Raw genomic sequence first — 12,637 nt, forward strand, 5'->3', positions numbered from 1 at the left:
CCGGGTGACCGCAATTACTGCGCGTTGGCCGTTGCCGCGTCGACGAGCCCCTTCTGCAGGGCCGCGACGTCCTTGCTGCCGATGAACAGGCCGACCGCCTCGGTGATCGAGGCCAGCCACGGCTGGTTCACCGACACCCCGTGCTGGATGGAGCCGGCCAGCTTGTTGCTCGACCAGTCCTTCAGCGCGTCCGCCAGGTAGTCGGTGTAGAGCGACTGGTCGGCGTCCTTACGGGCGGGGATGGAGCCCTTCTTCGGGTTGAAGGCGTCCTGTCCCTCCTTGCTGGCCGCGACCTTGAGCCAGGCGATGGCCCCGTCACGGTTCTTGGCGCCCTTGGGCAGCGTGAAGCTGTCGGACAGCCACAGGTAGGTGCCCTCGGTGCCGGGAGAGGGCGCCCAGTCGAAGTCCTCCTTCGACTTCTTGCCCAGGCCGCCGTCCGGCGGGTTGTGGAAGTAGCCGTAGGCCCAGTCGCCCATGACGTTGAACGCGGCCTCGCCGTCGGCCACCTGCTTGGCCGCGGGCTGCCAGTCGTCCTGCGGGTCGCCCGCGTACGACATGATCGTCTTGAAGCTCTCCAGCGCCTTCTTCACCTCGGGGCTGCCCCAGTTGGCGCCCGGCTTGAACAGCGCGTTGTAGGCGTCGGTGCCGAGCGAGCCGAGCAGCACGCTCTCCATCAGGTGCACCACGGTCCACTCCGAGCCGATGGACAGCGGGATCTTGCCCTTGGCCTTCACCTTGCCCAGGTCGGCGATGAACTCGTCGACCGACTTGGGCGCGGCCGCGATCCCCGCCTCCTTCAGCAGCTTCGGGTTGAACCACAGCACGTTCGACCGGTGGATGTTGACCGGCACCGAATAGATCTTGCCGTCCACGCTGATCTGGTCGATCAGCTGGGAGGGGAAGACGTCCTTCAGCTTCAACTCGTCATAGAGGGAGTTGAGGTCCTCCAGGTCGCCTGCCTTGATGTAGCCCTGCAATTCGGCGCCCGCGTGACCCTGGAAAGTGTCCGGCGGGGTGTCCGCCTGCAACTTCGACTGCAGCAGCGCCTTGGCCTTGTCGCCGGAGCCGCCCGCCACCGCCGCGTCGAAGAAGGTGTAGTTCGGGTTCTCCTTCTCGAAGATCTCCCGCATCGCCTTCAGACCGTCGGCCTCACCCGGCCCGGTCCACCACGAGAACACCTCGACCTGCTTCTTCTCGCCGCCACCCGTGGCCTGCGGGCTCGCCGTTGCGCCGCCGCCGCTACCACCGCAGCCGGCCAGGCCGAGCACGCTCGCCATAGTGATCGCGACGGCCGCCAACCACCGTCGTCGCATCGCACACCGTCCCTTCGAAACCCCGAGTGGTGAAGGTTGACAACGTTGTCAGTAGGGCAATCAACCCACTTCGCACTTGGAGCCGTCAAGGCATGTGCTGATAACAGGTCCGCATAGGCGCGACGACCAGCAGATGGTGGGCGGGCCCGAGCCCTGCGCGGCTCGAGCCCGCTGTCACGCGTCCGGAACCAGACCCCCACCCCTCCGAGGAGGCCAAGCTCCGCCTGGACACGCGACGCCCCATTGGATCGAGCCACGACGCCCCCTGACTGAGAGGCGAGATCGCAAGGTGCGGTCGATCACATGCAGAACGTTAGACATGTGGACGGGACACCGCATGCGTCGAGATGGCCATTCGAGGATGTAACCGTTCGACCCCGGAGATGTGTAGAGAGGTCTGTGCAGCGCCATATGTAGGAGGAGAAGAGTGCCGAGGTCATCCCGGTGAGCGCGTGTTGGCGTACCACTTCAGGAGAGTGCCGCCTCCAGGACGGCGCGGGCGATGAGGGCGGCGGTCGACGGCGCGGCGTGCTCCAGGACCACGCCCACGGCCACCTCCGGCGTGTCCGCCGGGGCGAACGCCGTGAAGAGCGCGTGGTCCTCCCCTGCCCCCGACTTGGCCGCCACCTCCACCCCCGGGATGGCGGACGCCGTACCGGAACCGCCGGCACCGGTGACCGTGAGCATCATCGAGGTGAGCTGGCGGGCCAGGGTGGCGGGGATGGTCACCCGGTACGGCGCCGGGTCGGCCCGATCGATGAGCGAGCCGTCCGGAAGACGTACATCCTCCACCAGGTACGGGCGCATGAGGACGCCGTGGTTGGCGACGGCGGCCGACAGCATGGCGATCATCAGCGGCGTGGCCCGGACGTCATGCCGCCCGATGGCCGACAGGGCGGTCTGGGCCCGGTTCATGTTCGGGGGGTAGGTGCTGGCGGTGACCTGCAGCGGGATCGTGAGGTCGCGGTCGTTGAAGCCGAACGCCTCCGCCTGGTCACGCAGGATGTCCTGCCCCAGCTGGAGGCCGATGCCGGCGAAGGCGGTGTCGCAGGAGGACCGGAAGGCGTCCGGCAGCGTCGGACGGGCATCGCCGCAGGACCCGCCCGTGTCAGGCAGGTAGGCCGTGCTGCCGGGCAGCCGCAGCCGGGCGGGGGCATCGACCCGTGAGGTGGGCGAGTACTCGCCCGACGACAGCGCGGCGGCCGTGGTGACCAGCTTGAACGCGGAGCCGGGCGGATATCTCTGGCTGACCGCCCGGTTGACCAGCGGCCCGGCGGGGTCGCCGCGCAGACGCCGGTCCGTCTTGGCCAGCTCGGCGGGGTCGGTGGTGGTGTAGGCGTTGGGGTCGTACGACGGGTAGCTGGCCAGGGCGAGGATCGCGCCGGTCGCCGGGTTGACGGCGACCGCGGCGCCCGGCCGGCCCGCCGCCCTGAGGCCTTCGTACGCGGCCGTCTGCGCGCGGTCGGTGATCGTGAGCCGGACGTCGGCGCCGCGGGCCCTGCCGTGCCGGACGAGCGAACGGACCTGGATCCTCGAGTCGTCGCCGGACAGGACGTCGTCCGCGGCCCCCTCGATGCCCGTGGTCCGGCTGAGCGACGCCGTCCCGGTCACTGGGGCGTACAGCTCGCCGTGGGGGTAGACGCGGCGATACGCGTACGGCCCGCGGGCCGTCGGACGGCTCACGGCGACGGTCGTGCCGTCATAGGTGAGGATGTCGCCGCGCGGATGGTCGAACCTGGCGATGGCGGAGCGCTGGTTGCGCGGATCGGCGTTGAGCCCCCGCGCCCCGAACCCCTGGATCACCGTGATGTTGGCCAGCACCGCGAACAGCAGCATCGCGCACCCCTTGGCGACGCGGCGCAGCGGGATGTTGATCCGTCTCGCCCTGGGCCCGGCCATGGTCCCGGTCTAACAACCGGACCCCAAAGACAGGGCTAGACGACTCTGCGGTAGTAGGAAATCTTGTTGTGGATGTAGCGCTGACGCTCGGTGAGGTTGGCGATCTGCTCCCGGACGCGGCCGTCGTGCTCCTCCAGGAGCTTGATGCGGTCGGCGATCGTGTGGTCGCCCTGCCGCACCAGGTCGGCGAAGCGGAGCATCTCGGCGATCGGCATGCCGGTGTCGCGCAGGCAGCGGATCGTGCCGAGCCAGCCGACGTCCTCCTCGGTGAACCGGCGCTGACCTGCGGCGTTGCGGCCGACAGGCTCCAGCAGGCCGATCTTCTCGTAGTAGCGCAACGTGTCCAGGGTGAAGCCGGTCTCCTCGACCACTTCCGCGGGTGTGTAGACGCTCACGGCAGAAGCATCGCACCTGGAGCCGACTCCAGGTCAACCACTTCTCAGCAGAGGCCGGCTTGACATGGAGCGCACTCCAGCTTTCACGATCACGGCCATGAACATCGCACTGGGCACGATCCCGTTCGGCACCGCGGTCGACGAGAAGGACACCTTCGCCATTCTGGACCGGTTCGTCGAGGCCGGGGGCACCATGCTGGACACGGCCAACAACTATCCGTTCTGGGTGCCGGGGTGCACGGGCGACGAGAGCGAGCTGGCCATCGGCTCCTGGCTCGCGGCGCGCGGCAACCGGGACCGGATCTTCCTGAGCACGAAAACCGGCGCCCGGCCCACCGTACCCGGCGACGACACGCTCGCCTCGGCGGAGGGACTGTCCGCCGCCTCCATCGGCAAGGCGATCGAGGGCAGCCTGCGGAGATTGCGGACGGACTACATAGATGTGTATTGGTCGCACATCGAGGATCGCTCCGTACCCCTGGAGGAGACCCTGGGGGCATTCGACGACCTGGCCCGGCAGGGCAGGATCCGCAGCGTAGGGGCCAGCAACCTGGCCACCTGGCGGGCCGAGCGGGCCAGGAACCTGTCGGCGGCGCGGGGCTGGCTGCCGTACACATGCCTGCAGCTCCGGCACACCTACCTGCGCCCGCGACCGCTCACGCGGCTGGCCGAGTCTGGCCACGCGCTGGCGACGGACGAGACGCTGGAGTATGTACGCGCCGAGCCCGACGTGACGCTGTGGGCGTACAACACGCTGATGGCGGGCGCCTACACACGGCCCGACCGCCCGATCCCCGACATTTACCAGCATCCGGGTACGACCCGGCGGCTCGCGGTCCTGCGTGCGGTGGCGGCGGAGGTGGGGGCGACGCCCAACCAGGTGGTGCTGGCCTGGCTGCTGGCCGACGGGCACGTCCCGATCGTCGGCGTCTCCACGATGGCCCAGCTCGAGGAGGCTCTGGGCGCGGCGGACGTACGGCTGGACGACGAGCTACGCGCCCGGCTGGACGCGGCGTGCTGAGACCGGCACCGCGGCCCGGCGTGTTGCGGGAGCGCTCCCGCGAAGTGCCGCAGACACAGAAGCAGGCGGTCCGTCAGCGACAGACGGACCGTCAGGGCAGGTGGTCGGCCAGGTAGCGGTGGACCAGCTGCTTGCACTCGGCGATCAGGTCGGAATCACCGTCGGGACGCACCCGGAAGGCCAGCTTGAGCACCGCGTCCGTGGCCTCGACCGCCACCAGCAGGGCGCGGTCGAGCCCCGGCCCGACAGGAGCGTCGAGCAGGTCGACCGTGAGGGCTCGCAGCCGGTCGGCGACCACGACGTTGTTCTCCAGGGCGGCGTCGAGCATCCGGTCGGTGCCCTTGAGCGCCGGCCCGCCCGGCGCCGTCAGCACCTCCCCGAAGTCGACCACCGCGAATCCCGGAGTGGTCCGCTTCATCACCACGAACTCGTCGATGGCCAGGTCGACCAGGTCGGTCCAGTGGTCGAGACCGGACTCGGCGATCCGCTCCGTGAGCCGCTCGGTGATGCGCTGCAGGAAGGCATCGAGGTTGCGCAGGGCCAGCGCTCGCACCAGACCCTGCTTGTCGGAGAAGAATTGGTAGAACGTGCCTATCGGCACCTCGGCCCGGCGCGCGACCTCTTTGGTGGTCAGTGCCTCGTAACCGACCTCGTCGAGCAAATGTGCGCACTCGTCGAGCATCCGTTCGACTCGCTCCACGCTGCGGCGTTGGGCTGGACGCCGGCGCAGGGTACTCGTCATGCCCCCCATCTTGGCGTATTACCGCCAGGTAGGCTCCCCCGAGCCTCCGCGAGTTAACATGAGTCCCACTCGGATGATCGCTTAGGAGTGCGCATGTTCCTATGGGGTACGGCCACAGCCGCCTACCAGATCGAGGGCGCCGTCAAGGATGACGGCAGGGGCGCCTCCGTCTGGGACACCTTCGCCCACGAGCCGGGCCACATCCGGGACGGGCACACCGGGGACGTCGCGTGCGACCACTACCACCGCTGGCCCGAGGACCTCGCGCTCATGGCCGGCCTGGGCGTCAACGCCTACCGCTTCTCGATCGCCTGGCCCCGCGTGCTTCCGCTGGGCACGGGCCGGGTGGAGCCGAGGGGCCTCGACTTCTACGACCGGCTGGTCGACGGCCTGCTGGCGGCGGGGATCGCGCCGGTGCCGACCCTGTTCCACTGGGACCTGCCGCAGGCGCTGCAGGACATGGGCGGGTGGATGAACCGCGATATTTCCTACTACTTCGCCGAATACGCGGCGATAGTGGCCGAGCGCCTCGCCGACCGGGTGCCCATGTGGATCACGCTGAACGAGCCGTTCGTGCACATGGCCTTCGGGTACGGCATGGGCGTCCACGCCCCCGGCCAGGCCCTGCTGTTCGACGCCCTGCCCGTCGCCCACCACCAGCTGCTCGGCCACGGCCTGGCCGTACAGGCGCTGCGCGCGGCCGGGGCGCGGCAGGTGCTGATCACGAACAACTGCACCCCGGTCTGGCCCGCCTCGGCGGAGCCCGCGGACCTGGCGGCGGCCGACGCGTACGACACGCTGCACAACCGCCTGTTCAACGACCCGATCCTGCTGGGCGAGTATCCGGACCTGAAGGCCATCGGCGCCATGGACGTGGTCCGCGACGGCGACCTGGCCGTCATCTCCGCGCCCCTGGACGGCCTGGGCATCAACTACTACAACCCCACCCGCATCGGCGCGCCCACGGACGACGGCCTGCCCTTCACCGACCACGGCATCACCGGCTACCCCACCACGGCCTTCGGCTGGCCGGTCGTCCCCGACGGCCTGCGCGAACTCCTGACGGGCCTGCGCACCAGGTACGGCTCCGCGCTGCCGCCGGTGTACGTAACGGAGAACGGCTGCTCCCAGGAGGATGTCCCCGGCCCGGACGGCACGATCGACGACCAGGGCCGCATCGCCTTCCTGGACGGCCACATCAGAGCGGTGGAACAGGCGGCGGCGGAGGGCGTCGACGTCCGGGGCTACTTCGTCTGGTCACTGCTGGACAACTTCGAGTGGGCCGAGGGCTACCACCAGCGCTTCGGCCTGGTCCACGTGGACTTCACCACCCAGCACCGCACGCCAAAGGCGTCATACGCCTGGCTCCGCGACCTCATCGCAGCCTTCTCCCGCTCCCCCGGAGGGGGTATCTCCCTGTAGGGACCCCAACCACAACGGACCGTCGTTCCGCACAGCCGCTAGAACACCGACACATGCACATGGTCGTAGTGGTTGGCGGTGACCCCACCCCGATCCGACATCGGGTCCCAACCACCCCCCGACCGAATGTCGTAATACCGCTGCTTCCAGATGATGTACATCACCCCGATCCGGGGCCCGTTCTTGATCAGCCACTCGGCCAGCGCGTCACCCCGGTCGCCGTCGGCCCCCGAGGCCGCCCGCCCGCCGCTCGACATCATGAAGTCGCAGGCCCGCCCCTTGCCGTGCTCACCGGGGTCACCAGGCCGCAGGCAGCCCACCCCGTACGGCATGGGGAAGTTCCGCATGATCTCGGCACGCACCGCGATCATGCGCGGCGTGAGCCCCGAGGAGCCGCCCGGCTGCTGGAAACCGTACTTGGCGAGGAGCCGCTCGATCTCGCGGCGCTTGCCCTGCATGGTCTTGATCTCTTTTTTCAGCTTGTCGATCTTTTCGGCGGCGGTCCGCTTGGCGTCCGCCGCCTTGTCGATCAACGCCTGGATGCTCTGCACCTTGCTGATGCGCTCGTTGGCCAGATAGGTCATGTTCGCCGCCTGGCCGAGCGCGACAGTGGGGTCGACGCCCGGGGCGATCAACTGGACGCCGTCGAGCGGGCCCGCGATGTAGGTGCTCTGGGCGATCGAGGTCACTTCGGCCTTGGCGCTGGCGAGCCGGGCTTCCAGGTCGCCGGAGTTGTCGGTGGCCTTCTTGGCCTGGATCCGTACTTCCTCCAGGCTCTGGATCTGGCCGCGATAGAGGTCGTTGAGCTGGGACGCCTGCTTGGTCAGCTTGCGCAACTCGGCCGGGTTGGGAGCCGCGGAGACCGGGAGAGGGAACGCGAACAGCCCCACCAGGACGATGGCGAATAGGGCGAAGCGACTGATTTTCACGTCCGTCCTCCCCTCATCGACGGACCGAAACTATAGAAGATGATCTTGAATATTGTCACCTGAACACGGCAAGTCGCGCCCCTTTGGCGAATTATCTGAAGATTGTCCGATCTAAGGCAGGCATAAAGATTGGGCCTTGCCGAGCGCGACGTATCGGTCTGAGATGGCGACGAAACTCGTCTCTGCGAAGGGGCAGACCTCGTGTCTCGATTACTGACCCTGTCCACCGCCGTCGTCCTCGGCCTCGGCACGTCCCTCGTCGCCCTGGAGGCCCAGGCGTCGGTGGACCCCCTACCACCCCGCGACAGGATCGAGCTCTACCAACTGGAGAGCACGCCCGGCACCGGGCAGGCCCTCAAGGAGAAGGGCTTCGACGTCGTCCAGCAGGACACCAAGGGCGGCAAGGAGCACGTCGAGGTGACCGCCGCCCAGACCGACCTCGACGGCCTGCGCAAACTCGGCTACAAGCCGGAGCCCGTACGCAACCCGCAGGGCCAGACCCAGTTGGAGGCCGCCAAGGCGCAGGCCACCGGCGGCTACACCGTCTGGAAGTCCTACTCCGAGCCGGGCGGCATCGCCGACCAGCTCAAGGCCATCGCCAACGCGAACAAGGACATAGTGAAGATCGAGTCCCTCGGCAAGACGCTGAAGGGCCAGGACATCCTCGCCGTCAAGGTCACCGCCCTGGCCAGGGTGCTGCCCGACGGCATCAAGCCGGCGACGCTGTACTCGGCGACGCAGCACGCCCGCGAGTGGATCTCGACCGAGGTCGACATGCGGTTGCTGAAGCATGTGATCGCCAACCGGGCCGCGCTCAAGGACCTGCTGAACAGGACCGAGCTCTGGTTCGTGCCGGTCGCCAACCCCGACGGCTACGACTTCACCTTCACCGAGGGCAACCGCCTGTGGCGCAAGAATCTGCGTGACAACGACGGCGACGGGCGGATCACCACCGGCGACGGCGTCGACCCGAACCGTAACTACCCCACCAACTTCCACTACGACGAGGAGGGCTCCTCGTCGATCCCGAGCAGCGAGACCTACCGCGGCGCGGCGCCCGCCAGCGAGCCCGAGACCAGGGCGCTCGACGGACTGCTCAAGCGGATCAGGTTCAAGGGCCAGGTGAACTACCACTCCTTCGGCCCGCTGCTGCTCTATCCGATCGGCTGGCAGGTCGCCACCAAGACCGCGGACAACCCGATCTACGAGGCCATCTCCGGGAACGACGCCAAGCCGGCGATCCCGGGCTTCGACCCGGACCTGTCGGCGGAGCTCTACACCACCAACGGCGAGACGACCGACCACGCCCACGCCTCGTACGGCACGCTGGCCTGGACGCCGGAGCTCGACGAGGGCTGTGACGGCTGCGGGTTCGTCTTCCCCGACGACGAGGCGCTGGTCCAGGCGGAGTTCGAGAAGAACATCCCGTTTGCCCTGGACGTGGCCAAGTCGGCCACCAACTGGTCCGAGCCGGTCAACCACCTCGGCAACGCAACGGCCGACTTCGTGCTCGACCCGTTCGAGGTCAGCTACGGCCGGGACCAGGTGGTCCAGGTCGACGCCAAGCGCAAGCTCGGCCCGATCTTCCTGAACTACCAGGTCAACGGCGGCCGGACCAAGACCGTACTGACCGGCGAGTGGCGGGGCGGCGAGCGCTACGGCAAGGGCTACGACACCTACTACCACTGGATGCGCGGCAAGATCACCGGCACCAGGCCCGGGGACAAGGTCAAGGTCTGGTTCAGCTCGATCGGCAGGAAGAGCGGAGACTTCACCTACCAGGTCGCCAGTGACATCGGCGGCAAGGTGCTGGTGCTGGCCACCGAGGACGTCACGGGCCTCAGCCCCGTCCAGGGCGTGACCGAGGCCAAGTACGCCGACGACTACGTCAAGGCGCTCGACGAGGCCGGTTACAGCTCCGACGTCTATGACATGGACAAGATGGGCCGCAAGGCTCCGCACGCGCTCGGTGTGCTCAGCCACTACAAGGCGGTGGTCTGGGAGACGGGCGACGACATCATCCCGAGATCGGTCGGCCAGGTGGCCGGCACCACCTCCAAGGGCGGCGTCGACACCGAGCTGGCCGTGCGCGACTACCTGAACGAGGGCGGCAAGCTCCTGCACTCGGGCAAGTACCCGTCATACGCGGCCAACAACAACGGCGCCTATTACTACCAGCCCGACCAGCCGGCCCAGCCCGAATGCGCGACCCCCAACGACCCGCCGTGCATCCAGGTGTTCAACGACTTCCAGCAGTACTGGCTGGGCGCCTACGTCTTCTTCGACGACTCGGGCGCCAACCCCGACACAGGCCTCCCGTACGCGCTGCAGGGCGTGAGCGGCCGGTTCAAGGGCTTCACCGGCACGCTGGAGCCGAGCCACACCAACTCGTTCGTGGCGACCTCGGCGATCCTGCCGGCCGCCCAGTTCCCGCAGTTCGCCAGCTCCGCGCCGGTCAAGTGGGCACGGCCCGGCGGACCGTTCGACCCGCACACCGGTTCCTGGGACGTCTACAGCGGCATCGCCGACGCCTCCTGGAAGCGGCTGACCAAGACCGTCGACCTGACCGGCAAGACCAGTGGCGACCTGTCGTTCTGGACCTCGTACGACACCGAGGCCGACTGGGACTTCCTGACCGTCGAGGCGCACACCGTGGGCGGCGACGACTGGACGACCCTGCCCGACGTCAACGGTCACACCTCACAGAGCACGGGCAGCAGCTGTGACCCGCCCAGCGGCGGCGAGGGCTGGCGCGCGCTCCATCCGTTCACCCAGCGCTACCAGGGCGCCAACTGCGAGCCGACCGGCACCTCCGGCTCGTGGAACGCGGCCTCGGGCAACTCGGCCGGCTGGCAGCAGTGGAAGGTCGACCTGACCCCGTACGCGGGTAAGAAGGTGGAGCTGTCCGTCTCGTACATCAGCGACTGGAGCACCCAGGGCGCGGGCGTCTTCCTCGACGACTTCACCGTCACGCTGAACGGCGCGACGGCGGAGCAGACCTCGTTCGAGAGCGACCTGGGCGGCTGGAGCGCGGCGGCGCCTCCTGAGGGCACCTCGCCCTCGATCAACACCTGGGCCCGCACGGACCAGGTGTTCGAGGAGGGCGGCGGCATCGCCACCAAGGACACCGTCTACCTCGGCTTCGGCGTGGAGAGCCTGACGACCCAGGCCATGCGCACGGACCTGGTCAAGCGGTCCTTGCGGCACCTGCTCGGCTGATCGACCGGAGGGGTCCGGTACGCGTACGCGCGTGCCGGACCCCTCTTGCGCGCGTGGACAGAACATGGTTCGGTCACCTTGAGGAGCACCGTAGCCAAGCAAGCATTCGGTCAAGCAGGAGGCTCACGACATGCGCCAGCACGACACGCTGTTCATCGGGGGCGAATGGGTGGCCCCGGCCGGGACCGGCACCATCGACGTCATCTCCCCCCACACCGAAGAGGTCGTGGGCCGCGTGCCCGACGGCACGCCCGAGGACATGGACCGCGCGGTGGCCGCGGCGCGGCAGGCGTTCGACCACGGTCCGTGGCCGCGCATGACGTTCGCCGAGCGGGCCGAGGTGATCGGCAGGCTGGCCGAGATCTACGCCGCCCGTCAGGGCGAGATGGCCGCGCTCATCACCGAGGAGATGGGCTCACCGATCACCTTCTCCAACCTGGCGCAGGCGCCCCAGCCGCTCGGCATGCTGCAGTACTACGCCGACTACGGCAAGACCTTCGCCCAGGAGGAGCAGCGGCCCGGCCTGTTCGGGCCGACGACCGTGCGGCGGGAGCCGGTGGGCGTGGTGGCGGCCATCGTGCCGTGGAACGTCCCGCAGTTCGTCGCCATGACCAAGATCGCGCCCGCGCTGCTGGCCGGCTGCGCGATCGTGCTCAAGCCCGCGCCGGAGACGCCGCTCGACGCGTACCTGCTGGCCGAGATGGTCATTGAGGCCGGAATCCCGGCCGGCGTGCTCAACATCGTGCCCGCGGGCCGCGAGGCCGGCGAGCACCTGGTCTCCCACCCGGGCGTGGACAAGGTGGCCTTCACCGGCTCGACCGCCGCGGGCCGCCGCATCGCCGCCATCTGCGGCGAGCAGCTCAAGCGGGTCAGCCTGGAGCTCGGCGGCAAGTCGGCGGCGATCATCCTCGACGACGCCGACCTGCCCTCCAGCATGGGCATGCTGGCCATCGCCTCGCTGATGAACAACGGCCAGGCGTGCGTCGCCCAGACCCGCATCCTGGCCTCACGGACCCGCTACGACGAGGTCGTGGACGCGGTCGCGAACATGGTCACCTCCCAGCCCGTCGGCGACCCCGCCGACCCCGGCACCGGCATCGGCCCGCTGGTCGCCAAGCGGCAGCAGGACCGCGTCGAGGGCTACATCCAGGCCGGCATGGACGAGGGCGCCAAGGTCGTCGTCGGCGGCCTGGACCGGCCGATGGACCGCGGCTGGTACGTCGCCCCGACCGTCTTCGCGGGCGTCACCAACGAGATGCGCATCGCCCGCGAGGAGATCTTCGGCCCGGTGCTGTCGGTGATCCCGTACGAGGACGAGGCGGACGCGATCCGCATCGCCAACGACAGCGACTACGGCCTGGCCGGCACGGTCTGGACGGCCGACGCCGACCACGGCATGGAGGTGGCCCGCCAGGTCCGCACGGGCACCTACGGGATCAACTGCTTCATGCTGGAGTCGAACGCGCCCTTCGGCGGCTACAAGGCCAGCGGCGTGGGCCGCGAACTGGGCCCCGAGGGCCTCAGCAGCTACCTGGAGTACAAGACGATCGCCCGCCTGGGTTAAGGAACAGGGCTCCGGTACGACGTACCGGAGCCCTTCTCACGGCGCCCCGCACCCAGCGCGCCCCCGCAACGCTTGGTGTGGTCTCCGCTACTCCACGAAGTATGTCCTACGTCCACCGCCTCGACGGTTTCCT

General features: G+C 68.8%; 9 protein-coding genes. 4 read left to right on the forward strand and 5 right to left on the reverse strand.

Features of this window, described 5'->3' with window-relative positions; all coding sequences use genetic code 11:
- Positions 1 to 14: 14 nt before the first annotated feature.
- The 3 genes from AB0B64_RS17500 to AB0B64_RS17510 all read right to left on the reverse strand — a co-directional run bounded on the left by AB0B64_RS17500 (position 15) and on the right by AB0B64_RS17510 (position 3,607).
- A complete protein-coding gene (locus AB0B64_RS17500) occupies positions 15 to 1,313 on the reverse strand; it encodes an ABC transporter substrate-binding protein (RefSeq protein ID WP_357950534.1) in 1,299 nt (432 codons plus the stop codon).
- Between the two features lie 468 nt (positions 1,314 to 1,781).
- Positions 1,782 to 3,212, reverse strand: coding sequence for a penicillin-binding transpeptidase domain-containing protein (locus AB0B64_RS17505; RefSeq protein ID WP_357950531.1), 1,431 nt, complete (start codon positions 3,210 to 3,212; stop codon positions 1,782 to 1,784).
- A gap of 35 nt (positions 3,213 to 3,247) precedes the next feature.
- Complete coding sequence (locus AB0B64_RS17510) at positions 3,248 to 3,607, reverse strand: MerR family transcriptional regulator (RefSeq protein WP_357950528.1); 360 nt, start codon at positions 3,605 to 3,607, stop codon at positions 3,248 to 3,250.
- A 97-nt stretch (positions 3,608 to 3,704) separates the two neighbouring features.
- Between AB0B64_RS17510 and AB0B64_RS17515 the strand changes: the two genes are divergently transcribed.
- A complete protein-coding gene (locus tag AB0B64_RS17515) occupies positions 3,705 to 4,628 on the forward strand; it encodes an aldo/keto reductase (protein ID WP_357950526.1) in 924 nt (307 codons plus the stop codon).
- A 91-nt stretch (positions 4,629 to 4,719) separates the two neighbouring features.
- Here the strand turns inward: AB0B64_RS17515 and AB0B64_RS17520 are convergent, their stop codons facing one another.
- On the reverse strand, positions 4,720 to 5,370 hold the full coding sequence (locus AB0B64_RS17520) for a TetR family transcriptional regulator (protein WP_357950523.1): 651 nt from the start codon (positions 5,368 to 5,370) through the stop codon (positions 4,720 to 4,722).
- Positions 5,371 to 5,463: 93 nt separating this feature from the next.
- Here AB0B64_RS17520 and AB0B64_RS17525 point away from each other — a divergent pair, with 93 nt between their 5' ends.
- Positions 5,464 to 6,792 (forward strand): GH1 family beta-glucosidase, encoded by a 1,329-nt coding sequence (locus AB0B64_RS17525; protein WP_358178364.1) that lies wholly within the window; start codon positions 5,464 to 5,466, stop codon positions 6,790 to 6,792.
- A gap of 38 nt (positions 6,793 to 6,830) precedes the next feature.
- Here AB0B64_RS17525 and AB0B64_RS17530 read toward each other — a convergent pair whose 3' ends face one another.
- Positions 6,831 to 7,721, reverse strand: coding sequence for a hypothetical protein (locus AB0B64_RS17530; protein ID WP_357950518.1), 891 nt, complete (start codon positions 7,719 to 7,721; stop codon positions 6,831 to 6,833).
- 201 nt (positions 7,722 to 7,922) lie between these two features.
- Between AB0B64_RS17530 and AB0B64_RS17535 the strand changes: the two genes are divergently transcribed.
- The gene (locus AB0B64_RS17535; RefSeq protein ID WP_358178366.1) at positions 7,923 to 10,940 is read left to right on the forward strand and encodes a M14 family zinc carboxypeptidase; all 3,018 of its coding nucleotides are present in this window, start codon (positions 7,923 to 7,925) and stop codon (positions 10,938 to 10,940) included.
- Between the two features lie 130 nt (positions 10,941 to 11,070).
- Complete coding sequence (locus AB0B64_RS17540; RefSeq protein WP_358178367.1) at positions 11,071 to 12,504, forward strand: aldehyde dehydrogenase; 1,434 nt, start codon at positions 11,071 to 11,073, stop codon at positions 12,502 to 12,504.
- Positions 12,505 to 12,637 lie beyond the last annotated feature (133 nt).

Source organism: Nonomuraea sp. NPDC049129 (assembly GCF_040648495.1).
Taxonomy (GTDB): Bacteria; Actinomycetota; Actinomycetes; order Streptosporangiales; family Streptosporangiaceae; genus Nonomuraea.